Origin of the sequence: Klebsiella sp. WOUb02, assembly GCF_050058015.1 — a bacterium.
In the GTDB taxonomy this organism is placed as follows: domain Bacteria; phylum Pseudomonadota; class Gammaproteobacteria; order Enterobacterales; family Enterobacteriaceae; genus Klebsiella.
On record NZ_CP170110.1, the window covers coordinates 2,790,910 to 2,816,613 of the forward strand.

14 protein-coding genes and 8 pseudogenes are annotated in these 25,704 nt (G+C 58.5%); 5 read left to right on the top strand and 17 right to left on the bottom strand.

Annotation, left to right across the window (positions count from 1 at the left end; all coding sequences use genetic code 11):
* The first annotated feature begins 3 nt into the window (after positions 1-3).
* On the top strand, positions 4-1,392 hold the full coding sequence (gspE, locus tag ABOC21_RS20460) for a type II secretion system protein GspE (protein WP_426813075.1): 1,389 nt from the start codon (positions 4-6) through the stop codon (positions 1,390-1,392).
* Positions 1,382-2,587 (top strand): protein transport protein HofC, encoded by a 1,206-nt coding sequence (gene hofC / locus ABOC21_RS20465; RefSeq protein ID WP_426813076.1) that lies wholly within the window; start codon positions 1,382-1,384, stop codon positions 2,585-2,587. The genes gspE and hofC overlap by 11 nt, the downstream gene beginning before the upstream one ends.
* Positions 2,588-2,620: 33 nt before the next feature.
* On the opposite strand, the gene ABOC21_RS20470 is transcribed toward hofC, so the two are convergent.
* Positions 2,621-3,664 (bottom strand): GMP reductase, encoded by a 1,044-nt coding sequence (locus ABOC21_RS20470; RefSeq protein WP_426813077.1) that lies wholly within the window; start codon positions 3,662-3,664, stop codon positions 2,621-2,623.
* Positions 3,665-4,010: 346 nt separating this feature from the next.
* On the opposite strand from ABOC21_RS20470, the gene coaE reads away from it, so the two are divergent.
* From coaE to yacG, 3 genes and pseudogenes are all read left to right on the top strand, one after another.
* Positions 4,011-4,631, top strand: coding sequence for a dephospho-CoA kinase (coaE, locus tag ABOC21_RS20475; protein ID WP_426813078.1), 621 nt, complete (start codon positions 4,011-4,013; stop codon positions 4,629-4,631).
* Positions 4,631-5,375 (top strand): annotated as a pseudogene (gene zapD / locus ABOC21_RS20480) (cell division protein ZapD). The gene coaE and the pseudogene zapD overlap by 1 nt, the downstream one beginning before the upstream one ends.
* Before the next feature lie 9 nt (positions 5,376-5,384).
* Positions 5,385-5,579 carry a DNA gyrase inhibitor YacG gene (gene yacG, locus ABOC21_RS20485; protein WP_426813079.1) on the top strand — a complete coding sequence of 65 codons (195 nt, stop codon included), beginning with the start codon at positions 5,385-5,387 and terminating at the stop codon, positions 5,577-5,579.
* A 58-nt stretch (positions 5,580-5,637) separates the two neighbouring features.
* On the opposite strand, the gene mutT is transcribed toward yacG, so the two are convergent.
* The 16 genes and pseudogenes from mutT to ABOC21_RS20565 all read right to left on the bottom strand — a co-directional run bounded on the left by mutT (position 5,638) and on the right by ABOC21_RS20565 (position 25,693).
* Positions 5,638-6,033 carry an 8-oxo-dGTP diphosphatase MutT gene (mutT, locus tag ABOC21_RS20490; protein WP_426813080.1) on the bottom strand — a complete coding sequence of 132 codons (396 nt, stop codon included), beginning with the start codon at positions 6,031-6,033 and terminating at the stop codon, positions 5,638-5,640.
* 58 nt (positions 6,034-6,091) lie between these two features.
* Positions 6,092-8,800, bottom strand: a pseudogene (gene secA / locus ABOC21_RS20495) (preprotein translocase subunit SecA).
* A gap of 61 nt (positions 8,801-8,861) precedes the next feature.
* Entirely contained in the window at positions 8,862-9,356 is a 495-nt protein-coding gene (gene secM, locus ABOC21_RS20500) for a secA translation cis-regulator SecM (RefSeq protein ID WP_426813081.1), read from the bottom strand.
* Positions 9,357-9,607: 251 nt separating this feature from the next.
* Entirely contained in the window at positions 9,608-10,525 is a 918-nt protein-coding gene (gene lpxC / locus ABOC21_RS20505) for a UDP-3-O-acyl-N-acetylglucosamine deacetylase (protein WP_426813082.1), read from the bottom strand.
* Between the two features lie 100 nt (positions 10,526-10,625).
* On the bottom strand, positions 10,626-11,777 hold the full coding sequence (gene ftsZ, locus ABOC21_RS20510; protein ID WP_041144053.1) for a cell division protein FtsZ: 1,152 nt from the start codon (positions 11,775-11,777) through the stop codon (positions 10,626-10,628).
* Positions 11,778-11,839: 62 nt separating this feature from the next.
* Positions 11,840-13,102 carry a cell division protein FtsA gene (gene ftsA, locus ABOC21_RS20515; protein ID WP_426813083.1) on the bottom strand — a complete coding sequence of 421 codons (1,263 nt, stop codon included), beginning with the start codon at positions 13,100-13,102 and terminating at the stop codon, positions 11,840-11,842.
* On the bottom strand, positions 13,099-13,932 hold the full coding sequence (gene ftsQ / locus ABOC21_RS20520) for a cell division protein FtsQ (protein WP_426813084.1): 834 nt from the start codon (positions 13,930-13,932) through the stop codon (positions 13,099-13,101). Before ftsQ ends, ftsA begins: the two co-directional genes overlap by 4 nt.
* A 1-nt stretch (position 13,933) precedes the next feature.
* Positions 13,934-14,854 carry a D-alanine--D-alanine ligase gene (locus ABOC21_RS20525; RefSeq protein ID WP_426813085.1) on the bottom strand — a complete coding sequence of 307 codons (921 nt, stop codon included), beginning with the start codon at positions 14,852-14,854 and terminating at the stop codon, positions 13,934-13,936.
* The gene (gene murC, locus ABOC21_RS20530) at positions 14,847-16,322 is read right to left on the bottom strand and encodes a UDP-N-acetylmuramate--L-alanine ligase (protein WP_426813086.1); all 1,476 of its coding nucleotides are present in this window, start codon (positions 16,320-16,322) and stop codon (positions 14,847-14,849) included. The genes ABOC21_RS20525 and murC overlap by 8 nt, the downstream gene beginning before the upstream one ends.
* A gap of 47 nt (positions 16,323-16,369) precedes the next feature.
* Positions 16,370-17,441 (bottom strand): annotated as a pseudogene (gene murG / locus ABOC21_RS20535) (undecaprenyldiphospho-muramoylpentapeptide beta-N-acetylglucosaminyltransferase).
* Positions 17,438-18,698 (bottom strand): annotated as a pseudogene (gene ftsW, locus ABOC21_RS20540) (cell division protein FtsW). The pseudogenes murG and ftsW overlap by 4 nt, the downstream one beginning before the upstream one ends.
* A pseudogene (gene murD, locus ABOC21_RS20545) lies at positions 18,698-20,015 on the bottom strand (UDP-N-acetylmuramoyl-L-alanine--D-glutamate ligase). Before murD ends, ftsW begins: the two co-directional pseudogenes overlap by 1 nt.
* Before the next feature lie 2 nt (positions 20,016-20,017).
* Positions 20,018-21,101: pseudogene (gene mraY / locus ABOC21_RS20550) on the bottom strand (phospho-N-acetylmuramoyl-pentapeptide-transferase).
* Positions 21,095-22,454: pseudogene (gene murF, locus ABOC21_RS20555) on the bottom strand (UDP-N-acetylmuramoyl-tripeptide--D-alanyl-D-alanine ligase). The pseudogenes mraY and murF overlap by 7 nt, the downstream one beginning before the upstream one ends.
* Positions 22,451-23,940, bottom strand: a pseudogene (gene murE, locus ABOC21_RS20560) (UDP-N-acetylmuramoyl-L-alanyl-D-glutamate--2,6-diaminopimelate ligase). Before murE ends, murF begins: the two co-directional pseudogenes overlap by 4 nt.
* Positions 23,927-25,693, bottom strand: coding sequence for a peptidoglycan glycosyltransferase FtsI (locus ABOC21_RS20565; RefSeq protein ID WP_426813087.1), 1,767 nt, complete (start codon positions 25,691-25,693; stop codon positions 23,927-23,929). Before ABOC21_RS20565 ends, murE begins: the two are co-directional and overlap by 14 nt.
* Positions 25,694-25,704 lie beyond the last annotated feature (11 nt).

Genomic DNA, 25,704 nt, shown 5'->3' on the forward strand with positions numbered 1-25,704 from the left:
GCGATGAAAACCGAAAAACTGATCGCCCTCTGCCAGCGCTACCACGCCCTGCTGCTGAACAGCGATGAGCAAACCCTCTCCATCGCGGTGGTAGACTCTCCGCCGCCTGAGCTAATGGAAGCGCTGCGCTTCGCCACGCAAAAACGGATCGATATCGAGTGCTGGAGCCAGGATAAAATGAACCAGCGCCAACAATCGTCCACGCAGCCTGCGCGAGCTGCCGCCAGCGGTGACGCGCCGACGGGCATTATCGAACAGGTCAATCAGATTCTGGAGCAGGCGCTGCGCCAGCGCGCATCCGATATCCACGTCGAGCCTGGCGAAGATAGCCTGCGCATCCGCCTGCGGGTCGATGGGGTACTCCATCCGCTTGCGCCGCTTGCCGCCGGGCTGGCCCAGCCGATAACGGCGCGGCTTAAGGTGCTCGGGAACCTTGATATCGCCGAACACCGCCTGCCGCAGGACGGTCAGTTTACGCAGACGCTGTCGGGGCAATCGGTGTCATTTCGCATCGCTACCCTGCCCTGCCGTTACGGTGAGAAGATCGTCCTGCGCCTGCTGCATCAGGTGGAACAGGCGCTGGATCTGGAGGCGTTAGGCTTATCCCCAGAGCAGCTCGCCGCTTTTGGCTCGGCGCTCAATCAACCCCAGGGGCTGCTGCTGGTCACCGGCCCAACCGGCAGCGGTAAAACCATCACGCTCTACAGCGCCCTGCAGAAGCGAAATCAGGATGTGGTTAATATTTGCAGCGTAGAGGACCCGCTGGAAATTCCCATCGCCGGCCTGAATCAAACGCAGATCAACCCGCGATCCGGATTAACCTTCAACAGCGTCCTGCGCGCGCTGCTGCGTCAGGACCCGGACATTGTGATGGTGGGTGAAATCCGCGACGCGGAAACCGCAGAAATTGCGATTAAAGCGGCGCAAACCGGGCACCTCGTGCTCTCAACGCTGCATACCAACTCGACCAGCGAAACGCTGATCCGCCTGCAGCAGATGGGGATCGCCTGCTGGATGCTCTCATCCGCGCTATCGCTGGTTATTGCTCAACGCCTGGTGCGCAGGCTCTGTCCGCGCTGCCGGCGGGAGGCCGAAGGCGGTATTGACGTGCCGCACAGCCTGTGGCCGCGCCGGCTGCCCCGCTGGCAGGCAACGGGCTGTCGGCACTGCTACCACGGCTACTATGGGCGCCTGGCGCTATTTGAGGTGCTACCGATAAGCAGCGCGCTGCAGCAGGCTATCTCCCGCGGGCTGAGCGCGGCGGAGATTGAATCCCTGGCGCGCGAGGGCGGAATGACAACGCTGTTTGAAAGCGGCTGCCTGGCCATTGAGCAAGGGCTGACCTGCTTTGAAGAGGTGGTCCGCGTGCTGGGGCTCCCCCATGGCGACTGAGCGCCTTTGGCGCTGGCGCGGGCTTGATGCCAAAGGCGCGCTCCGCCAGGGATCGCTGTGGAAAAGCTCTCGTCCGGAGGCGATTCAGGCGCTGCAGCATGAACGGATTATTCCCCTCGCGCTCCGCCGCTGCGCGATACGCAGCTCGCTTTGGCATCCACGCTACAGCGGCCAGATTATCCATCAGCTGGCGACCCTCCTGCAGGCGGGTCTGCCTCTGGCCGAGGGGCTGGAGCTGCTGGCGCAGCAGCAGACGGGCGCGCAGTGGCAGGCGCTGCTGCGAACGCTGGCTCGGGATCTCGCGCAGGGCACCTCGCTTTCCAGCGCGCTGGAAAGATGGCCGCAGGCGTTTCCTCCGCTCTATCTGGCCATGATCCGCACCGGCGAGCTTACCGGCAAGCTGGATCTTTGCTGTTTTCACCTGGCTCGCCAGCAGCAGGAGCAGCTGCAGCTGAGCGACAAGGTCAAAAAGGCGCTGCGCTATCCGCTGGTCATTCTGCTGCTGGCGCTGCTGGTGGTGATGGGCATGCTCACCTTTGTCCTGCCGGAGTTTGCCGCTATCTACCAGACCTTCAACACGCCGCTCCCCTTGCTGACCAAAGCGGTGATAGGTGCCGGAGAGAGCCTCAGCGGCAGTTGGCCGCTGCTGCTGCTGATGGCGATATTGCTGTTTATCCTCAACCGGCTGGCCCATCGTCGCCCATCCTGGCTACTGCGGCGGCAAAAACTGCTGCACGCTTTGCCGGTGGTCGGAAAACTGATAGGCGGACAGCGGCTCAGCCAGATATTTACCGTTTTAACCCTCACCCAGAGCGCCGGCATCAGCTTTATGCAGGGGCTGGAAAGCGTAGAAGAGACGCTAAGCTGTCCGCTTTGGCGCCAGAGGATCCATCAGGTTAATACGCAGATTGCCCACGGGACCGCCATCTGGCAGGCGCTGGCGAACAGTGGAGGATTTACCCCGCTATGCCTGCAGCTCATCCGCACCGGAGAGGCGTCAGGATCGCTGGATATCATGCTGGAGAACCTTGCCCGCCATCATAGCGAACGCACGCACCGTCAGGCGGATGGTCTGGCCACGCTGCTGGAACCGGTGCTGCTGCTGACAACCGCCGCCGTTGTCGGCCTGCTGGTGGTGGCGATGTATTTACCCATTTTTCATCTGGGCGACGCCATTAGCGGAATGGGAGGATAGCGGCTGGCGCAGGAGGTGCGCCAGCAAACGGCACTACAGGCTATTGAACACGCGGTTCTCTTGCTCCTGTACGCGAATAAAGGTTGTGCGTTTGGTCAGCTCTTTCAGGCGGGATGCGCCGACATAGGTGCAGGCGGAACGTAGGCCACCGAGGATATCGCGGGCGGTATTCTCAACCGGGCCGCGCAGGGGCAGCTTAACGGTTTTACCTTCCGCAGCGCGATACTGCGCAACGCCGCCGACGTGACGGGTCATGGCGGATTCAGAGCTCATACCGTAGAACAGCATAAACTTCTCGCCGTTCTCTTCGACTACGCTGCCGCCGCTCTCTTCGTGACCGGCCAGCATACCGCCCAGCATAACGAAATCAGCGCCGCCGCCGAAGGCTTTCGCGACGTCACCCGGCGTGGTGCACCCGCCATCGCTGACGATCTGACCGCCCAAGCCGTGGGCCGCATCGGCGCATTCGATAACCGCAGAGAGCTGCGGGTAGCCAACGCCGGTTTTCACGCGGGTAGTACAAACGGAACCCGGACCGATGCCGACCTTCACGATATCTGCGCCGGACAGGATCAGCTCTTCGCACATTTCGCCGGTGACGACGTTACCCGCGCAGATCGTTTTCAGCGGCCAGGCTTCGCGCGCCTTCGCCACGAACTGCACAAAATGCTCGGAATAACCGTTTGCCACATCAATACAAACGAAGCCGAGCTGCGGGTTCTGCGCGAGGATCTGTTTGGTTTTTTCGAAATCGACATCCGACGTGCCGGTAGAAACCATGACGTACTTCAGCACCTCGGCAGGCGTGGTCTGCACAAAGCTGCGCCACTCTTCTACGCTATAGTGCTTATGTACGGCAGTCAGGATCCCGAAAGAAGCCAGCGCTTTTGCCATACTAAACGTACCGACGGTATCCATATTCGCCGCGATGATCGGCACGCCGGACCAGGAGAGGCCAGAATGTTTAAAAGTGAATTCGCGTTCCAGTTCAACATCAGAACGACTTTTGAGGGTAGAGCGCTTGGGGCGGATAAGAACGTCTTTAAAACCAAGCTTCAGATCTTCTTCAATACGCATGTGCGAATTCCTGGGGTTAATTGCATTATTGTGAGAGCACAACTCCAGTGACGTTATCATACGCGTGAATCATGACCGTGCAAGACTGCGATTTTCACTTTTTTTACGCTACAATCGTACAAATTTACCTGGTGGATTGAGAAAAGCGCGATCGCGACAATCAACGGCCAGAGCGTTGTTTTTAACCTTTTGATTTATATGTACAAAGCAATCCAGTATCCGTCGTAAAAGTCTCTTCCAGGCTTGAAGCAGCCTGACGGGACACCCACCGCAGAGTCACGGCTCGTGAAGCGCGGGCGCTGCTGAAAAGTCAATGTGTGTATGGTCAGTTTCAGGAACGGGGTATATGAGGTATACGGTAGCGTTAACGGGCGGCATCGGTAGCGGTAAAAGCACCGTAGCCGATGCATTTTCTCACCTTGGTGTTAACGTTATTGACGCCGACGTTATCGCCCGGCAGGTGGTCGAACCTGGAACCCCCGCACTACCGGCGATTGCCGCTCGCTTCGGCCAACAAATGATTAACGATGACGGCACGCTGAACCGCCGCAGCCTGCGGGAACGCATCTTCGCGCACGCGGAGGATAAAGCCTGGCTTAACGCGCTGCTGCACCCGCTCATTCAGCAGGAAACCCGCCGGCAAATGCAGGCGGCGTCCTCATCTTATGTTCTCTGGGTCGTTCCGCTGCTGGTCGAAAACAACCTCGTGGCCAACGCAGACCGCGTGCTGGTCGTCGATGTGCCAAAAGAGACGCAGATAGAGCGAACCATACTGCGCGATCGGGTCAGCCGTGAGCACGCAGAACGCATTCTCGCCGCCCAGGCGACGCGTGAACAACGCCTCGCCGCTGCGGATGATGTCATTGAAAATATGGGCCCTCCGGATGCCATCGCTCAGGATGTCGCCCGCCTGCACGAAAAGTATCTAATGCTGGCAGCGCAGGCCGCCTCACAGGAAAAATCGTAATGCATACCCCCGTTCTATTTGAACATCCACTCAATGAGAAAATGCGCACCTGGCTGCGTATTGAATTTTTGATTCAACAGCTCTCCGCGCTCCCGGCCATCGCCACCTACGCGGATGCGCTCCACTTCTTTCGCAATACGGGCGACCTGCTGGACGTTCTCGAACGCGGCGAGGTGCGGACGGATCTGCTCAAAGAGGCTCGAGCGCCAGCAGCGTAAGCTGCAGTCCTGGGCAGAAGTGCCGGGCGTCGACCGCGGGCGTATTGACGAATTGCGCCAGCAGCTGAAGCACTCCGGCAGCGCGCTGATGTCCGCTCCACGCATCGGCCAGTTCCTGCGTGAAGATCGTTTAATTGCGCTGGTTCGCCAACGTCTGAGCATTCCGGGAGGCTGCTGCAGCTTCGATCTGCCCACGCTGCATATCTGGCTGCATATGCCGCAGGAGTACCGCGACGAGCAGGTGGGCAGGTGGTTAGCGAGCCTTCAGCCGCTCACCCAGGCGCTGGTGCTGATCCTCGATTTGATTCGCAACTCGGCGCCCTTTCGCAAGCAGACCAGCCTCAACGGTTTTTATCAGGATAACGGCGATGATGCCGATCTGCTGCGTTTACGCCTCGATCTCGCCAGCCAGCTGTATCCACAAATTTCTGGCCATAAAAGCCGCTTTGCCATTCGCTTTCTCCCGCTGGACAGCGAGCTCGGTATCGTCCCCGAGCGCTTTGATTTTGAACTGGCCTGTTGTTAAGGAGGAAATATGTCGGAAGAGACAACCGTTAACTGCCCGACCTGCGGTAAAAATGTGGTCTGGAATGAGCGTAGCCCGTTTCGGCCGTTTTGCTCAAAACGCTGCCAGCTCATTGATTTAGGTGAATGGGCGGCGGAAGAAAAACGCATTCCCAGCGCAGGCGACCTGTCCGATAGCGATGACTGGAGCGAACAGCAGCAGTAGCGACGCGGCGGCAGAGAAAATCCCGGAGATGACCTTGCGTCATGTCCGGGCCATTTTCTCAGCGGGCGGACTGCACTAATTTGCGAATAATCGGTTCGTTAGCCGGCGGAAACTCCTCGGCCAGCAGCGCCCGTTGGGCAATCCAGCGCCCCGGCTGCCCCTCTTTCCCCCAGGGTTCGCCCTCCCAGTCGTCAACCAGCCAGAACCACAGCGTGATATGCCGATCGGGGAACTGATACTCCAGCTTATCAAACAGGCTGGACGCGCGTACCGTAATACCCACCTCCTCCTGCAGCTCGCGCACCAGCGCCTGCTCGGCAGACTCTCCCGCCTCAATTTTGCCACCGGGAAACTCGAGCTTATTGGCCATATGCGCATCGGCAGCGCGCTGGGTAATAAAGATTTCACCCTGCGGGTTACGGATGATACCAACTGAGATTTGCAGTATTTTCATTGCGTTAATTCCATAAAAAAGGCGCAGATATCTGCGCCTTCATTTTTATTCGCTGGGCTTAGCTCAGGCGACCATGGCACTGCTTATATTTTTTACCGGAGCCACACGGGCAAGGATCGTTGCGGCCAACTTTACGTTCGCCGGTTTCCTCAGCCAATGCGGCAGCGGCCAGGGTATCGTCATCCTGATGACTCAGCTGCTGCATCTGCGCCAGGCGCTCCGCCTCTTCGCGACGCTGCTGCTCCATCGCTTCAACTTCTTCCGGCATCCGTACCTGAACTTTGCTTAGGGTGCTGATCACTTCATACTTCAGGGATTCAAGCATCGCCGCAAACATTGAGAACGATTCGCGCTTATATTCCTGCTTCGGATCTTTCTGCGCGTAGCCGCGCAGATGGATACCCTGACGCAGGTAGTCCATCGCCGCCAGATGCTCTTTCCACAGGGAGTCCAGGGTCTGCAGCATCACGCCTTTTTCGAAATGACGCATCATTTCGCTACCGACGACTTCTTCTTTACGCTGGTAGGTTTCCACCGCGTTCTGCAGAATACGCTCGCGCAGAGTTTCTTCATGCAGTTCAGGCTCTTTGTCCAGCCACTCTTTGAGCGGCAGATCGAGATCGAAGTCGTTTTTCAGACGTTCCTGCAGGCCTTCGACATCCCACATTTCTTCCAGCGACTGCGGCGGAATATGCGCATCGATAGTTGTTTTGAAAACGTCTTCGCGAATGCTGTTGATGGTTTCGCTAACATCAGAGACGTCCAGCAGTTCATTACGCTGGCTGTAGATGGCGCGACGCTGATCGTTAGCCACGTCATCATATTCCAGCAGCTGCTTACGAATATCAAAGTTGCGGCTTTCAACCTTACGCTGCGCGTTGGCGATAGCTTTGGTTACCCACGGGTGTTCAATCGCTTCGCCCGGCTTCATCCCCAGCTTACGCATCATGCCGGACACGCGGTCAGAGGCAAAGATGCGCATCAGGGCATCTTCCATCGACAGATAGAAACGGGAAGAACCGGCGTCGCCCTGACGGCCTGAACGGCCGCGCAGCTGGTTATCGATACGGCGAGATTCATGACGTTCGGTACCGATGATATGTAAACCACCGGAGGCCAGCACCGCTTCGTGACGCGTCTGCCAGTCGGCTTTAATCTGGGCGATCTGCTCTGGCGTTGGGTCTTCCAGCATGGCGACTTCCGCCTGCCAGCTGCCGCCCAGCACTATATCCGTACCGCGACCGGCCATGTTGGTAGCGATGGTCACCGCGGCCGGGTAGCCGGCCTGAGCCACGATATCCGCTTCGCTGGCGTGGAACTTGGCGTTCAGGACATTGTGTTTGATGCCCGCTTTGGTCAGCTCTTGCGAAACCACTTCTGATTTTTCGATAGAAATCGTACCCACCAGGACCGGCTGACCGGCGGCAGTACGCTCTTTGATATCTTCGATAATCGCCTGAATTTTTTCTGCTTCGGTCATATAGACCAGATCCGCCATATCCTTACGGATCATCGGACGGTTGGTCGGTACGACGACGGTATCCAGCTTATAGATAGAGGCTGAACTCGAAGGCTTCGGTATCCGCAGTACCGGTCATCCCCGCCAGCTTCTCGTACAGACGGAAGTAGTTCTGGAAGGTGATAGAGGCCAGCGTCTGGTTCTCGTTCTGAATATCAACGCCTTCTTTGGCTTCGACGGCCTGGTGCAGACCGTCCGACCAGCGGCGCCCCTGCATGGTACGACCGGTATGCTCATCGACGATAATGACTTCGCCGTCTTTGACGATGTAGTCAACGTCGCGAGTGAACAGCACGTGCGCACGCAGCGCGGCGGTCACGTGGTGCATCAGCATAATATTGGACGGTGAATACAGGGATTCGCCCTCCTCCATAATGCCTTCCTGTACCAGCAGCTCCTCGATCAGCACCAGCCCGCGTTCGGTCAGGTTAACCTGACGCGCCTTCTCATCGACGGAGAAGTGGCCTTCACCGGTAAAGGTATCGGAGTCCTCTTTATCCTGGCGCACGAGGCTCGGGATAATTTTGTTCACCCGCTTGTACATTTCCGAGCCTGTCTTCAGCCGGGCCGGAGATGATCAACGGCGTACGCGCTTCATCGATCAGGATGGAGTCGACCTCATCCACCAGCGCGTAGTGCAGTTTGCGCTGGACGCGCTCTTCCGGACTGAACGCCATGTTATCGCGCAGATAGTCGAAGCCGTATTCGTTGTTGGTGCCGTAGGTGATATCGGCGGCGTAAGCTTCACGCTTGGCCGGAGCCGGCAGGCCCGACATGTTGATACCAACGGTCATACCGAGGAACTCAAACAGCGGACGGTTGTTTTCAGCATCACGCTGCGCCAGGTAGTCGTTGACGGTCACGACGTGAACGCCTTTACCCGACAGTGCGTTCAGGTAGGCCGGGAGGGTCGCGGTCAGCGTTTTACCTTCACCGGTACGCATTTCTGCGATGCAGCGCTCGTTGAGCACCATGCCGCCGAGCAGACTGTACATCGAAGTGACGCATACCGAATACGCGCTTACTGGCTTCACGTACCACGGCAAAGGCTTCCGGGATCAGGCTCTCTACGCTTTCGCCTTTTGCCAGACGCGCGCGGAACTCCTCGGTTTTAGCCTTCAGCTCATCATCAGAGAGCTTCTCCATGGCAGGTTCCATGCCGTTAATCAGCGCCACGGCTTTGCGCATACGGCGCAGTGTACGATCGTTACGGCTACCGAAAACTTTAGTTAATAATTTGATTAGCATAATAAAATCTCAAACGCCCCGCGATGCGGAGTCACAAAAAATAGAATGATCCGTTTTTAGTTCAGCTGAGGCGTTGTGGCCCGGCGCGTATCCCGCTGACCTGGCTAATCCAGGCGGAGACGCAAAAGGCGCGATGGGAGGGGTTGTATGCCGTCTGGCGCACCATGACCGGCGGTTTGCTTTCCTGGGTCAGCAGCGCGCTGAGCGTATCAAGCAGAGCCAGGTGCTGCGCCTGCAGCGGCGAAGACTCTTCCGCAACCGGCAGCGCCTGGGGCGCCATGGCAAATGACAGATGACGGATAACCGTGCGGATGGCGTGCTGGTGCCAGTAATCGACGGTAAAGTTTGGCCGGCGGCTGGCATCCAGCAGCGCCAGCTGGGAGAAATTAACTTTATTTGGCGTATGGCTGCTGGCGGTTGCTTTCGCCGGTGATGCCGTTTCGTGACTATTGCTTAGCGCAGGCAGGCCAAAGCTAGCCGCGACCATCCCCAACAGGAGATGCGGCCAGAAATACCGTCTGCCAAACTGTCGCCAGCGCGTCAGCAATCCACTCACGTCCATTACCTTTAGTTAAAGCAATCCCAGGAAATAATTTTGCGCCCAAATCTTACCATTAATACCGCGCCACGGCAGCAGGAATGAAAGCTTTGCGGAGGTAAAAGCGGTCAATTAAGCAGCGAACGCGCGGCATCAGCGATCGTGAAATCGGGATGAAATGAGAACCGGGAGATAAAAAAGAAAACGACTGGTTCCCTGGCCGGAGAGAGAGTACCAGGTTACCAGTCGATTTTACTGAATGGTCAGGCTTACGCCATAACCATTGATGGTGCACGGAATGCTAACGGCATTTCCGCTTCGTCTTCGAAGGTCACATACTCCCAGGCTTCCTGTTTTGCCAGGACGGCCTGCAGCAGTTTGTTATTCAACGCGTGACCTGATTTGAACGCCGTGAATGCGCCAATGATATTGTGACCACACATAAACAGGTCACCAATCGCATCCAGCATTTTGTGGCGGACAAACTCATCTTCAAAGCGTAAGCCGTCTTCGTTCAATACGCGATAATCGTCAACAACGATGGCACAATCGAAGCTGCCGCCCAGGCACAGGCCGCGGGACTGCAGATATTCGATATCACGCATAAAACCGAAGGTACGCGCACGGCTAATCTGGCGCATAAATGCATCAGCAGAGAAGTTCATCGCGTAGCGCTGAGTGCTTGAATCAATCGCCGGATGGTTAAAGTCGATGGTAAAGTCCAGCGAAAAACCATTGAACGGTTTGATTTCAGCCCATTTGTCACCGTCTTCAACGCGAACCGTCTCTTTCACGCGGACAAACTTTTTGGCCGAGTTCAGTTCGTCAATCCCGGCATCAAGCAGCAGGTAGACGAACGGCGCGGCGCTGCCGTCCATAATCGGGATCTCCGGCGCATCGACTTCAACAATAATGTTGTCGATACCCAGCCCGGCCAGCGCAGCATTCAGGTGCTCGACCGTTGAAATCCGCACGTCATGCTCGTTTACCAGGCAGGTCGCCAGCATAGTATCCCGCACGGATTTGGCATCTGCCGGAAAATCTACCGGTGGATTCAAGTCGGTGCGACGATAGATGACCCCGGTATTGGCCGGCGCAGGTCGTAACGTCAGCGTGACTTTCTTGCCGGTATGCAAACCGACGCCAGTCGCCTGAACGATACGTTTAAGTGTCCTTTGTTTGATCATCGTATAATCTCGCCAAGTTACCAATCCAACCGAAGTGTATAACACTTTCGGACGGCCAGTTTAGCACAAAGAGCGCTGATGCCCAACTTCCAGCCAATTCTTAATCAGCTTGCTTGCGCAGGAAGGCTGGGATATCCAGATAATCCGGCTCTTTCGCGGTTTGCGGCGTATTGTCGTTCACCACTTTCGCTGCCGGTTTCTGCTCTTGATTCAGCGGCGCCATACCGTGCTGCTGGTAGCGATCCATTACCGGCTGCTGAACCTGCTTGTTGGTTACCAGGGTAATTTCCGGACGTTTGTCCATGCCAATACCGGTAGCAACCACGGTCACGCGCAGCTCATCGTTCATATCCGGATCCAGAGAAGTACCGATAACCACGGTCGCGTTATCCGATGCGAATGCGCGGATAGTGTTACCTACGGTTTCGAACTCATCCAGACGCAGGTCGAAGCCAGCGGTGATGTTGACCAGAACGCCGCGCGCGCCGGACAGATCGATATCTTCCAGCAGCGGAGAAGAAATCGCCATTTCAGCCGCTTCTTCCGCACGGTCTTCACCGCTCGCCACGCCGGAGCCCATCATCGCGTAGCCCATTTCGGACATCACGGTGCGCACGTCCGCAAAGTCGACGTTCATCAGACCCGGACGGGTAATCAGTTCGGCGATCCCCTGCACTGCGCCTTTCAGCACGTCGTTTGCTGCGCCGAAAGCGTCCAGCAGCGAAATGCCGCGGCCGAGAACTTTCAGCAGCTTGTCGTTCGGGATAGTGATCAGTGAATCCACGTGCTTGGAGAGCTCGGTGATCCCCTGCTCGGCAAAAGCCATACGCTTCTTGCCTTCAAAATTGAAGGGCTTAGTCACAACCGCAACGGTCAGGATCCCCAGATCCTTCGCCACTTCTGCGACCACTGGCGCCGCACCGGTACCGGTACCACCGCCCATACCAGCCGCGATAAACACCATGTCTGCGCCGTCGAGAGCAGCACGCAGCGCTTCACGGTCTTCATCCGCCGCATTGCGGCCGACTTCCGGGTTGGCGCCTGCGCCCAGACCCTTGGTAATACCGCTGCCAATCTGAATAGTCTGGCCAACGGCCGTTTTACGCAGCGCCTGCGCGTCGGTGTTCACCGCGAAGAATTCAACACCTTCAATGCGCTCGCGCACCATGTGCTCTACGGCATTACCGCCGCCGCCACCGACGCCGATGACTTTAATCACCGCGTCGTTGGTTAATTCCATTGGTTCAAACATAGTTTCTCTCCGTCTTGTGCCTGTCGCCTGAGAACGCTAATTTTCTGCGTTCTCTTAAAAAATTAAAACTCTTTTCGCAGCCAGCTATTTAGTCGCTTAATCCACGAGCCAACTGATGCAGTTACGCGTTTTTCCACTTCTGCTTCACCACTAAGATGAGACTCCTTCCCGTAGTGCAGCAGCCCAACCGCCGTTGAATAATACGGCTCCTGGGCATAATCCGTTAAACCGGTAATGTTCAGCGGGGCACCGATACGCACCTGCGTATGGAATACCCGCTGCGCACAGGCGGCAAGGCCTTCAATTTGCGCCGCGCCGCCGGTTAAAACAATCCCCGCCGCCAGATGGTGCTTAACGCCCTGCTGGCGGAGCTGTTCCTGCAGCTGCAGGATCTCTTCATTGACCAGATTGAGCAGTTCGGTATAACGCGGCTCAATGACCTCTGCCAGCGTCTGACGCTGCAGGCTGCGCGGCGGGCGTCCGCCTACGCTCGGGACTTCGACGTTTTCGTCTTTACCGACCATTGAGCCCAGCGCGCAGCCGTGGCGCACCTTGATCGCTTCGGCATCGCTCGGCGGCGTACCGAAGGCATAGGCGATATCGCTGGTTACCACGTTGCCCGCGTACGGGATCACTTTGGTATGACGCAGCGCGCCGCCGGTATAGACGGCGATATCCATTGTACCACCGCCGATGTCCACCACGCAGACACCCAGCTCACGTTCATCTTCCGTCAACACGGAGTAACTGGCCGCTAAACCGGCGAAGATAAGCTGGTCCACTTTCAGACCGCATCGCTCCACCGCTTTAACAATATTTTTTGCCATATCGTTATGGCAGGTAATCAAATGCACTTTTGCCTGCATACGCACGCCGGACAGGCCAACCGGGTTTTTAATCCCCTCCTGGTAGTCAATGGCGTACTCCTGCGGGATGACGTGCAGCACGCGATGCTCATCGCGTACGCGGACAGACTTGGCGGTATGCACCACGTTTTCAACGTCGTCCAGCGTCACCTCTTCTTCTGAAATCGGCACCATGCCAATTTCATTTTGACAGCTAATATGTTTACCTGAAAGCGCCAGATACACTGATGAAATCTGGCAATCCGCCATCAGTTCGGCCTGATCAATGGCGCGCTGTACGCATTTCACCACCGATTCCAGATCGTTAACCCCGCCTTTATCCATACCACGCGATGGGCAGCTGCCCACGCCAATGATATTAACCACGCCGTCGGGCAGAACTTCCCCTACTAAAGCGGCAACCTTCGCGGTGCCAATCTCCAGTCCAACTACCAGCTTTCTGTCCGTCGCCTTGATCATTGTTGTTCTGCCTGTGCCTGATTCTGTTGTTGATTAGTTTCCTCTACGGGAGCAGGCACCCAGCCTACCGCCGCACCCGAGTCATAGCGCAAATCAACGTAGCTTATCCGTTTGCCATCGGTCTGCGCCTGCTGCTGAAGAACCGGGTAAAGTTCCATAAAGCGCTGAAGACGTTTCATGGTGTCGCCGCGGCCAAGATTGAGCTTAATATCGTTATTAAGCGTCAGCTGCCAGGAGCGACGCGCGGTCATCGCCGCCACTTTCAACGTGAATTTATCCTTTGCCAGCACCTGCCCCATGTCGCGATATCCTTGCAACACTTCGTTCTCGCTGCCTTCCGGGCCATACAGCATCGGTAAATTCTGTTTATTGGTGCGATCCGCCGGGACGCTGAAAGAGTTGCCTTCTACGTCTACCATATGCTGATCATTCCAACGCGCAATCGGCACATATTCAACCAGATGAATCTTCAATTCGTCCGGCCACTGCTTTCTGACGCTCGCCTGTTTAATCCACGGCAGGCGCTCAATCTGACTTTGGATGATATTCACATCCTGAGTCATAAAGGTTCCCGGAGAACCCAGCGCCAGAATTGCCTGGCGAATATCGTCATTACGCGTGTAGTGACGCTCACCGGTTACCACCATCTTGGACAGCGGTAAACGCTGTGCGTCTTCCATCCAGCCCAGAACCATCCACCCGCTGACCAATACGGTACACAGCACCGCCAGCAGGAAGAAAATCCCCGCCAGACGAGTTCCATTACTTCGGCGCGAAGAAGACGTTTCTTCTTCTTCGTGGTTCCGCGTATTCAGCGCAGCCTGCGACATATCACCCCGCCAGGTCCAAAATTCGAACAACAAGCTGTGAGAAGCTCATCCCCGCCTGACGCGCCGCCATCGGCACCAGGCTATGGCTGGTCATGCCAGGGGAAGTATTCGCTTCTAACAGATAAAACTGGCCATCGCTGTCCAGCATCACGTCAATCCGTCCCCAGCCGCTACAGCCAAGAACATGCCAGGCTTTCAGTACCAGGGCCTGAATTTCTGACTCGCGGGCAGGATCCTCACAACCAGGGCAGAAATATTGCGTCTCATCAGAGAGATACTTCGCCTCATAATCATAGAAGGTTCCAGCCGCATGGATACGAATTGACGGTAAAATATCTTCACCGACGATAGCGACGGTGAATTCCGGCCCACTGAGCCATTTCTCAATCAGAACTTCATCATCATGCTGAAAAGCCAGCGCCAATGCATTGTGTAATTCACAGCTTTCGCTCACTTTCGACATGCCGACGCTGGAACCTTCACGGCTCGGCTTAATAATCAGCGGCAGGCCAAGCGCCGTAATCTGCTGCGCGACCTCAGCGCTAAGGCCCGCGTTGAACTGCGAACGGGTCAGCGCCACCCACGGTGCAACGGGTAAGCCCGCGCCCTGCCACAGTAATTTACTGCGCACTTTATCCATCGAGATTGCCGACGCCATCACGCCGCTGCCGGTATAAGGCAGCTGAATCAGCTCCAGCAGCCCCTGCAACGTTCCATCTTCCCCACCGCGGCCGTGCAACGCAATAAACGCTTTCTTAAAACCCATCTGCTTTAGCTGGGTAATATCGACATCGCGAGGGTCGATGGGATGCGCGTCAACGCCGCCCTCACGCAGACCGGCAAGCACCGCCGCGCCAGAGTTGAGCGACACTTCCCGCTCGGCGGAGCTCCCGCCGAAAAGAACCGCGATTTTATCAGCCACGGCGCTCCTCCTCCGCTTTTTGCGGCATGAGTTTAATTTCAGCCAGGTGGCGGGCAATTTTGCCTATATTCCCCGCGCCCTGCACCAGCACCAGGTCGTTGCCGGTCAGCACCGACGCCAGCATCTCTGCCGCCTGGGCCGGGTCGGAAAGCAGAATCGGGTCCACCTTGCCGCGACCGCGAATAGTGCGGCACAGGGAGCGGCTATCCGCGCCAGGGATCGGAGCTTCGCCGGCGGAGTAAACGTCCAGCATCAGCAGCGAGTCGACCTGGGTCAGCACGTTGGCAAAATCGTCGTACAGATCGCGCGTGCGGGTAAAGCGGTGCGGCTGGAACAGCATCACCAGATTTTTATCCGGCCAGCCGGCGCGAGCCGCTTTAATGGTCGCATCCACTTCCGTCGGGTGATGACCGTAATCATCAATCAGCATCGCGCTGCCGCTTTTACCGTTGACCTCAGCCAGCGGATATTCGCCGAGGAAATCAAAGCGACGGCCGGTGCCCTGGAACGCTTCCAGCGCCCGCAGAATCGCGTCGTCTTCAATACCCTCTTCCGTCGCCACCGCCACGGCCGCCGACGCATTCAGCGCATTATGGCGACCCGGCGCGTTTAGCGTGACCTGGATAACCTCTTTGTCCTGGCGCACGAGGCGGAAATGGCCCTGCGCGCCAAGCTGGCGATAGTCTTCAATACGCACGTCGGCATCATCGCTAAAGCCGTAGGTCGTCGTCTGGCGGCCAACGCGCGGCAGCAGTTCGCGAATGACCGGGTCGTCCACGCACATCACCGCGCGTCCGTAGAACGGCAGGTTGTGCAGGAAGTTAACGAACGTCTGCTTTAAGTTTTCAAAATCACCGTGGTAGGTATCCATGTGATCGGCTTCAATATTGGTCACCACGGCAACCATCGGCTGCAGATGCAGGAACGACGCATCGCTCTCATCCGCTTCCGCAATCAGATAGCGGCTGTGCCCGAGACGGGCATGAACGCCGGCGGCTTTGACCAGCCCACCGTTGACGAAGGTCGGATCGAGGCCGGCCTCGGCATAAATACTGGAGACCATCGCGGTGGTCGTGGTTTTACCGTGCGTGCCGGCGATAGCGATGCCGTGACGAAAACGCATCAGCTCCGCCAGCATCTCCGCGCGACGGATAACCGGAATACGCGCTTCATGGGCGGCAACAATCTCCGGATTGTCCGCAGAGATTGCGCTGGAAACCACCACCACGCTGGCGTCACGCACGTTTTCAGGGCGATGGTTGAAATAGATCGTGGCGCCAAGCTTAGTCAGATGTTGCGTAACCGGATTCGGCGCCAGGTCGGAGCCGGAAATCTGGTAGCCTTCGTTGGCCAGAACTTCGGCAATACCGCCCATACCGGCACCGCCAATGCCAACAAAGTGGATGTGCCGGACGCGACGCATCTCGGGCACTATGGAACGCAGTTTCGCCAAATCTTGTGTATTCATTCTTTACGCCATCAACTTCTCTATTCGAGCGGTGGGATTCACCGCGATTAGCGCGCCAGTGCTGCAGCGCTCACTTCTTCCGCTACCCGCTCGGTAGCATCCGGAATCGAGGCTCTGCGCGCTCGTTCCGCCATATCCAGCAGCGTTTCCCGATCCCAGCCGGCCAGGGTGTGCGCCACGGCATCCACCGTGAACTGGGGCTGTTCGAGAATTTTCGCGGCTCCCGCTTTCTCCAGCGGCAGCGCGTTCCAGTACTGCTGGCGATCCTTGTGCTGAAACGGCACAAACAGCGCCGGTAATCCTGCGGCGGCAATTTCGCTCACCGTCAGCGCACCGGAACGACAGACCACCACATCGGCCCAGGCATACGCCGCCGCCATGTCATCAATAAATTCGGTCACCTTGTGCTGCGGCTGCCCGGCATCGGCGTAAGCCTGCTGTACCGTCTGCTGGGCGCCTTTGCCGCTCTGGTGCCAGAGAGTTACCGCGCTGCCCAGCTTCCCGGCCACCAGCGGCATGGTCTGGTTCAGCACGCGGGCGCCCTGCGAGCCGCCAACCACTAAAACGCGGGTCGGCCCCTGGCGCCCAACCAGCCGCTGCTCCGGCAGAGGCAGCGCAAGCACATCGGTACGCACCGGGTTGCCCACCACGTCGGCGTGGGGGAACGCGCCGGGAAACGCCTGCATCACTTTCTTCGCAATTTTTGCCAGCCATTTATTGGTCAGGCCGGCAATACCGTTCTGTTCGTGCAGCACCACCGGAATGCCCAGCGACCACGCCGCCAGCCCGCCGGGGCCGGAAACGTATCCGCCCATCCCCAGCACAACGTCCGGCCGGAAACGCTGCATAATCGCGCGCGCCTGGCGCCAGGCGTTGAAAATACGCACCGGCGCCAGCAGACTGCGCCTTCAGGCCTTTGCCGCGCAGGCCGGAGATGCGGATAAAATCGATCTCAATACCGTGCTTCGGCACTAAGTCCGCTTCCATACGATCGGCGGTACCCAGCCAGCGAACCTGCCAGCCCTGGTCCATTAAATGGTGCGCGACCGCCAGTCCCGGGAACACATGCCCGCCGGTACCGCCCGCCATCACCATTAACCGCTTTTCCTGACCGCTCATCGAACACCCCGTGTAAACGCCTGGGCTTTTTCCAGACGCGTTTCATAATCAATACGCAACAGCAGCATAATGGCCGTCGACATAATCAGCAGGCTGGAGCCGCCGTAGCTGATAAGCGGCAGCGTCAGCCCCTTGGTCGGCAGCATGCCCGCAGCCGCGCCGACGTTAACCAGTGCCTGGAAGCTAAACCAGATCCCGATCGCACAGGCCAGAAAGCCGGAGAAACGGTGGTCAATCTCCAGGGCTTTGCGGCCAATGGACATGGCGCGAAAAGCGACGAAGAATACCATTAAAAGAGCCAGTACCACACCGATATAACCAAGTTCCTCGGCGATAATGGCGAAGATGAAGTCAGTGTGCGCTTCCGGCAAATACTCCAGTTTCTGTACCGAGTTGCCTAAGCCCTGCCCCCACATTTCGCCGCGGCCAAAGGCCATCAGCGACTGGGTCAGCTGGTAGCCGCTGCCGAACGGATCCTCCCACGGGTTCCAGAAGGAGGTCACGCGGCGAATACGATACGGTTCGGCGAGGATCAGCAGCACCACCGCCGAGATCCCCATGCCAATAATGGCAATGAACTGCCATAGTTTGGCGCCGGCGAGGAACAACATCGCCAGGGTCGTCACGAACAGTACGACTACCGTTCCGAGGTCCGGCTGCGCCAGCAGCAGAATCGCCAGCACGAAAATCACGCCCATCGGCTTCAGGAAGCCGCGCAGGTTATTACGCACCTCATCGCCCTTACGCACCAGGTAGTTGGCGATGTAGCAGAACAGCGACAGCTTGGTAAACTCTGCGGGCTGAATGCGCAGCGGGCCCAGCGCAATCCAGCGCGATGCCCCGTTTACCGAGTCTGCCGACCACCAGCACGATCAGCAGCATCACGATCGAGGCGATCAGCATCGCGGTACTGTGCCGCTGCCAAAACTCCATCGGCAGGCGCAGGGTCACCAGCGCGAGCCCCAGCGCCAGCAGGATGTAAAGGCCGTCGCGCTTGGCAAACAAAAACGGATCGTTCGCCAGACGCTGACCCACCGGCATTGAGGCCGAGGTCACCATAATGAAGCCGATCGCCGCCAGGCCAAACGTCAGCCACAGCAGCATCCGGTCATACATCACCAGGCTGTCGTTATCTTTCTGCCGCGAGCCCATCACCCAGCCCTTCAGCGCGGCAAACAGCCAGGAGAAGATACGCATTCCCGGGAAACGCGGCAGCGTCAGTCGGGGCATTCTCAGGCGCGGGAGGGAGAGACGCATCAGCCTAACTCCTTCGCCAGGCGGGTAAAGATATCCCCCCGTTGTTCAAAGTTTTTAAACTGATCGAGGCTGGCGCAGGCCGGTGACAGCAGCACCATGTCGCCCGACTTGAGCAGCGGCGCAATTTGACGCATCGCCTGCTCCATCGTTTCCGTTTGCGTCGCCGCCTCAGGGCGCAGCGCCGCCAGTCTGCTCGCCGTCGCGACCGAAGCAGTAGAGGCGGATATTATCGCCGGCCAGGTAACGCTTCAGCGGCGCGAAATCAGCGGACTTGCCGTCGCCGCCGAGCAGCAGATAGAGCGTGCCGTCCAGATGCAGGCCGTTCAGCGCCGCCTCGGTGCTGCCAACGTTGGTGGCTTTGGAATCGTTAATCCAGCGCACGCCGTTATGCTCCAGCGCCAGCTGGAAACGGTGCGCCAGGCCGGTAAAGGTGGTCAACGCTTTGAGGCTGCTGGCCCGCGGCAGACCCGCGGCATCCGCCAGCGCCAGCGCCGCCAGGGCGTTGCTGTAGTTATGCTGGCCAGTGATGCGCATCTCTTTGACGTTCAGCACTTTCTCACCTTTCACCCGCAGCCAGGTTTCCCCCTGCTGGCGGTTGAGGTGGTAGTCGCCGACGTCAACGCCAAAGCTAATGCAGCGCTCATCGGCGCCGCGCACCGGCATCGTCAAGCCGTCGTCGGCATTCACGATGCAGTTCTTCGCGTTTTCATAAACGCGCAGCTTGGCCGCCCGATACTGCTGCAGACCCAGCGGGTAGCGGTCCATATGATCTTCGGTCACGTTGAGGATCGTCGCGGCAACCGCCCGCAGACTGGCGGTGGTTTCCAGCTGGAAGCTGGAGAGTTCGAGAACATACAGCTCGCGTTCAGGATCCAGCAGCATCAGGGCCGGCAGGCCAATATTGCCGCCGACGCCGACGTTTACGCCGGCCGCCTTCGCCATTTCACCCACCAGGGTGGTGACGGTGCTTTTACCGTTTGAACCGGTAATCGCCACGATCGGCGCCTGCGCCTCGCGGCAGAACAGCTCGATATCGCCAACGATTTCCACGCCGGCATCCGCCGCCGCGCTCAGGGAGGGATGTGCCAGGGCGATACCGGGGCTTGCCACGATCAGATCGGCCGCCAGCAGCCAATCTTCGTTCAGGCCGCCAACGTAGCGCTCCACCTCTTCCGGCAGCTTATCCAGGCCGGAAGGCGCAGCGCGAGTATCCATGACGCGCGGCGTCACGCCGCGGGCCATGAAAAAGTCCACGCAAGACAGGCCGGTCATACCCAGCCCAATAATGACGACTTTCTTACCCTGATAATCTGCCATGATTAACGTACCTTCAGCGTCGCCAGGCCAATCAGCACCAGCATCAGCGAAATAATCCAGAAACGCACGATCACGCGCGGTTCCGGCCAGCCTTTCAGTTCATAGTGGTGATGAATCGGCGCCATTCGGAAGATGCGCTGACCGCGCAGCTTGAAGGAGCCGACCTGCAGAATGACCGACAGGGTCTCAACAACAAAAACGCCACCCATAATAACCAGCAGGAATTCCTGACGCAGCAGCACGGCAATGATGCCCAGCGCGCCGCCGAGGGCCAGCGAACCCACGTCGCCCATAAAGACCTGAGCCGGATAGGTGTTAAACCACAGGAAGCCAAGGCCCGCGCCAACAATGGCCGTACAGACGATAACCAGTTCGCCGGCGTGACGCAGATAGGGAATATGCAGATAGTTGGCGAAGTTCATGTTGCCCGACGCCCACGCCACCAGCGCGAAGCCGGCGGCAACAAACACGGTAGGCATAATCGCCAGGCCGTCGAGGCCATCGGTGAGGTTAACCGCGTTGCCGGTACCGACGATTACAAAGTAGGCCAGCAAAATGTACAGCAGCCCCAGCCTGCGGCATGATGTCTTTGAAGAACGGCACCACCAGCTGGGTAGCCGGCGTATCTTTCCCGGCCATGTACAGCGCAAAGGCAACGCCCAGCGCAATCACCGACATCCAGAAGTATTTCCAGCGGGCAATCAGGCCCCTGGTGTCTTTGCGCACCACCTTGCGATAGTCATCAACGAAGCCAATGATGCCGTAACCGACCAGCACCGCCAGAACGCACCAGACATACGGGTTAGAGGGATAAGCCCACAGCAGGACCGATACCACGATCGCGGTGAGGATCATGATCCCGCCCATGGTTGGGGTGCCTTTCTTGCTAAAATGCGATTCCGGGCCGTCGCTACGTACGACCTGACCGAAGGAGAGTTTTTGCAGACGGGCGATCATGCGCGGGCCCATCCACAAAGAGATGAACAGCGCGGTCAGCAGGCTGACGATGGCGCGAAACGTCAGATAGGAAAAGACGTTAAAGCCGGAATAATATTTGACCAGATGTTCGGCCAGCCATACTAACATGTTCCATTCTCCTGTAATGCGCGTACTACCTCTTCCATGGCGGCACTACGTGAACCCTTCACTAAAATGGTCAGAATTTTATGCTCTGCGATAAGCTCGCGCAGACGAGCCACCAGCGCGGATTTCTCGCTAAAGTGCTCGCCGACGCCGCTGGCGGAGCTGATATCCGCGCTCAGCGCGCCGACGCTCAGCACCCGATCGAGCCCGGCAATCTTCGCCGCGTCGCCCACCTGGCGATGGCAGGCGGCGCTTTCCGCGCCGAGCTCGGCCATATCGCCGACCACCAGCACCCGGTAGCCCGGCATTTCAGCCAGCACCTGCACCGCGGCGCTCATCGAGCCGACGTTGGCGTTGTAGGAATCATCAAGCAGCAGTCTGATTTTCCGTAAGCCGGATCGGGAACAGGCGCCCGGGCACCGCGGTGAGCTGAGCCAGCCCGGCTTTCACCGCGGCTAAATCAGCGCCGACCGCCATTGCCAGCGCGGCTGCGGCCAATGCGTTGGCGATATTATGGCGACCCGGCAGCGGCAGCAGAACGTCCGCGCTCCCCGTTGGGGTTTGCAGGGTAAATTCCGTACCGTGGCTGGTGACATGAATATTGGTCGCCGTAAAGTCGCTGTTCGCGGCGTTTGGCGAGAAGCGCCAAACCTTACGATCGCCAATGACGCTCTGCCAGTTCAGCCAGTCGTTATTGTCGGCGTTGAGAATGGCGATGCCGTTTGCCGGCAGGCCGGTAAAGATTTCGCCTTTCGCTTTCGCCACGCCCGCCAGCGAGCCGAAGCCCTCCAGATGCGCGGCGGCCAGGTTGTTCACCAGCGCGGCTTCAGGACGCGTCAGATTAACGGTCCAGGCAATTTCGCCCTGGTGGTTGGCGCCCAGCTCAATCACCGCATACCGGTGCTCGCGCGTCAGGCGCAGCAGCGTCATCGGGACGCCAATATCGTTATTCAGGTTGCCGGCGGTATACAGCGTGGTGCCGCACTGTCCGAGGATCGCCGCGGTCATCTCTTTCACCGAGGTTTTCCCGGAGGAGCCGGTCAGCGCGACCACGCGGGTCGGTACCTGCTGGCGAACCCACGCGGCCAGCTCGCCGAAAGCCTGCCGGGTGTCCTTCACCACCACCTGGGGTAAATCGCACTCCAGCCTGCGGCTGACCAGCAGCGCGCCGGCGCCGGCCTGTTTAGCCTGCGCGGCAAAGTCGTGAGCGTCGAAGCGCTCGCCTTTGAGAGCCACAAACACGCAGCCCGCCGTTATTTTGCGGGTATCCGATGTGACCTCATCGATGGCCAGATCGCTACCGTGCAGTTCGCCGCTGGCGATATCGGCAAGCTGAGTGAGCGTAAAGCGAATCATGCTACCGTCCCCAGTAAACGCGCGACGGTCACGCGATCGGAGTAGTCCAGGCGGCGGTTGCCGACAATCTGGTAATCCTCATGGCCTTTACCCGCGACCAGCACCACGTCGCCCTCTTTCGCCTGCATGACCGCATTGGTCACCGCTTCCGCCCGGCCTTCCATCACCTTCGCGCGCCCGGCATCAAGCATGCCGGCGAGGATATCGTTGATAATGGCGCGAGGCTCTTCGGTACGCGGGTTATCATCGGTGACAACGGCGATATCGGCGAACTCTTCGGCGATCGCGCCCATCAGCGGACGTTTGCCCTTATCGCGATCGCCGCCGCAGCCGAAGACGCACCACAGCTTGCCATTGCAGTGCAGACGCGCGGCCTGCAGCGCTTTTTCAAGCGCATCGGGCGTATGCGCGTAATCCACCACCACGGTCGCTTTGCCCGGCGCGCTAAAGACTTCCATGCGCCCGCAAACCGGCTGCAGACGAGGAGCCGTTTTCAGCAGCTCGGCCAGCGGATAGCCCAGCGCCAGCAGCGTAGCCAGCGCCAGCAGCAGATTGCTGACGTTAAAGGCGCCCATCAGGCGACTCTCTACTTCGCCCTTGCCCCAGCCTGGAGTCGAACTGAATGGTCGCCCCGCTGTCGTGATAGCTCACCGCGGTGGCCTTCAGCCAGCGGCCGTGACAGTTCGGATTAATATGGTCTTCCATTGATACAGCAACCGCATCCGGCAGCTTCGCCAGCCAGCGGCGGCCCACTTCATCATCGGCGTTGACGATCGCCTGACCGCAGTGGTGGGCGGAATAGAGCAGCCATTTTGCCGCTTCGTAATGCGCCATATCACCGTGATAGTCCAGGTGATCGCGGCTGAGGTTGGTAAAGACCGAGGCGGCAAACTGCAGCGCGGCTACGCGGTGCTGCACCAGGCCGTGAGAAGAAACTTCCATCGCCGCCAGCGTCGCCCCCTGCCCTACCAGGCCGGACAGCACGTGCTGAACGTCGACCGCAGAACCGGTGGTGTTTTCCGTCGGGATAACCTTGTCCAGCAGACCGTTGCCTACCGTCCCCATGACCGCGCTGGTTTCGCCGAGCAGCTTGCCCCACTGCGCCAGCAGACTGAGTGGTGGTGGTTTTGCCGTTGGTCCCGGTCACGCCGATCAGGCGCAGCTGTTGAGAAGGCTGATGGTAAAAACGCCCGGCCAGCGCGGAAAGGCGCTCGTTGAGCTGGCTAAGATAAATGACCGGCACGCCGTGCATTTCACGGATTTCACCATCGCCGGCCTCATCTTTGGCCTCAGCTATAATGGCAGCAACACCTTGCGCTATCGCCTGCGGGATATAACGACGCCCGTCCGCCTGATGACCTAATACCGCGATAAAGAGATCCCCGGAAGCCGCCACCCGGCTGTCCAGCGTCATCTCTCGCAGAATTCGCTCCGGCGCATTTGGCACCCACGGAGCGAGAAGGTCGCGCAAATTACGATCTGCCACCTGTTCCCTCGCCTTGATTAATCACAAATTCACTTTTTTCGCCCGTTGCCAGCGCATCCGGTTCGATGTTCATGGTACGCAGAACGCCGCCCATGATGGCACCGAAGACCGGCGCGGAAACGGCGCCGCCGTAGTATTTACCCGCCTGCGGGTCGTTGATCACCACCACCAGCGCGAAACGCGGGTGGCTGGCGGGCGCAACGCCTGCGGTGTAAGCAATATATTTGTTGATGTAGCGGCCGTCCGGCCCCACTTTTTTCGCCGTACCGGTTTTGATCGCGATGCGATAGCCTTTAATCGCCGCCTTCACGCCGCCGCCGCCCGGCAGCGCCACGCTTTCCATCATGTGCACCACGGTACGAACGAGAGGTTCCGGGAAGACGCGCTCGCCCGGAACCGGTGGATCAACTTTAGTAATCGACAGCGGCCGATAAACGCCGTAGCTGCCGATCGTTGCGTAGACTCGCGCTAACTGTAACGGGGTTACCATTAGCCCATAGCCGAAAGAAAAGGTGGCCCTCTCTATGTCAGACCACCGTTGTTTTTGAGGGTATAAGCCACTGCGTTCTCCGACCAACCCCAAATTGGTCGCTTTTCCCAGTCCAAAACGTGAGTAAGTATCTACTAACGCTGAGGACGGCATCGCTAACGCCAGCTTGGAAACACCGACGTTACTCGACTTCTGTAGTACCCCGGTCAGGGTCAATTCGCTATAGCGCGCCACGTCTTTAATTTCGTGGCCGTTAATCCGGTAGGGAATGGTATTCAGCACGGTATTTTCGTTGACGATCCCGCGCTGGAGCGCGGTCATCACCACCATCGGCTTGACCGTTGAACCCGGTTCGAAGACGTCGGTGATGGCGCGGTTACGCATGATATCTTTTGCCGTGCCGGAGAAATTATTCGGGTTGTAGGACGGGCTGTTGGCCATCGCCAACACTTCACCGGTGCTGACGTCAACCAGCACCGCGCTGCCCGACTCCGCCTTGTTAAACGCCACCGCGTTGTTGAGCTCGCGATAAACCAGCGCCTGCAGGCGCTCGTCGATGCTCAGCGCGAGGTTGTGCGCGGCCTGGCTGTCGGTGGAAGAGATATCCTCAATGACGCGGCCGTAGCGGTCTTTACGCACGATACGCTCGCCGGGCTGGCCGGTAAGCCACTTGTCAAAGCTCTTCTCAACGCCCTCAATCCCCTGGCTATCGACGTTGGTAAAACCGATAAGGTGAGAGGTGACTTCGCCTGACGGGTAGTAACGGCGCGACTCTTCGCGCAGGTGGATCCCCGGCAGCTTAAGCTTCCGGATGTAATCGGCCATATCCGGATTGACCTGACGGGCCAGATAGATAAAGCGCATCCGCGGGTTGCTATTGATACGCGACGCCAGCTGATCCAGCGGCATATTCAGCGCGTCCGCCAGCGCTTTCCAGCGGTTGTCGAGGGTGACGCCGCCGGCATCGTGCAGCTCTTTCGGGTCGGCCCAGATCGCCTTCACCGGCACGCTCACCGCCAGCGGACGGCCCGAGCGGTCGGTAATCATTCCGCGCGCGGTAGACACTTCCTGTACGCGCAGGGAGCGCATATCGCCCTGACGCACCAGCATGTCCGGACTGATAACCTGCAGCCACGCCACGCGGCCCAGCAGGAAAGTCAGAGCCAGCAGAATACAGCCGCACAGCAACGCAAAACGCCAACTGATAAAGTTGGCCTGTTCTTCCTGACGTTTTGGTCTTGGCGTTTTCGGCGCTGCTTTCATGCGTCGCAATA

Excerpts from the sequence above, each read along its gene's own strand:
- ABOC21_RS20470 (WP_426813077.1), bottom strand. The coding sequence starts at position 3,664 with ATGCGTATTGAAGAAGATCTGAAGCTTGGTTTTAAAGACGTTCTTATC.
- coaE (WP_426813078.1), top strand. The coding sequence starts at position 4,011 with ATGAGGTATACGGTAGCGTTAACGGGCGGCATCGGTAGCGGTAAAAGC.
- ftsQ (WP_426813084.1), bottom strand. The coding sequence starts at position 13,932 with ATGTCGCAGGCTGCGCTGAATACGCGGAACCACGAAGAAGAAGAAACG.
- ftsA (WP_426813083.1), bottom strand. The coding sequence starts at position 13,102 with ATGATCAAGGCGACGGACAGAAAGCTGGTAGTTGGACTGGAGATTGGC.
- yacG (WP_426813079.1), top strand. The coding sequence starts at position 5,385 with ATGTCGGAAGAGACAACCGTTAACTGCCCGACCTGCGGTAAAAATGTG.
- murC (WP_426813086.1), bottom strand. The coding sequence starts at position 16,322 with ATGAATACACAAGATTTGGCGAAACTGCGTTCCATAGTGCCCGAGATG.
- ftsZ (WP_041144053.1), bottom strand. The coding sequence starts at position 11,777 with ATGTTTGAACCAATGGAATTAACCAACGACGCGGTGATTAAAGTCATC.
- ABOC21_RS20565 (WP_426813087.1), bottom strand. The coding sequence starts at position 25,693 with ATGAAAGCAGCGCCGAAAACGCCAAGACCAAAACGTCAGGAAGAACAG.
- gspE (WP_426813075.1), top strand. The coding sequence starts at position 4 with ATGAAAACCGAAAAACTGATCGCCCTCTGCCAGCGCTACCACGCCCTG.
- lpxC (WP_426813082.1), bottom strand. The coding sequence starts at position 10,525 with ATGATCAAACAAAGGACACTTAAACGTATCGTTCAGGCGACTGGCGTC.
- hofC (WP_426813076.1), top strand. The coding sequence starts at position 1,382 with ATGGCGACTGAGCGCCTTTGGCGCTGGCGCGGGCTTGATGCCAAAGGC.
- mutT (WP_426813080.1), bottom strand. The coding sequence starts at position 6,033 with ATGAAAATACTGCAAATCTCAGTTGGTATCATCCGTAACCCGCAGGGT.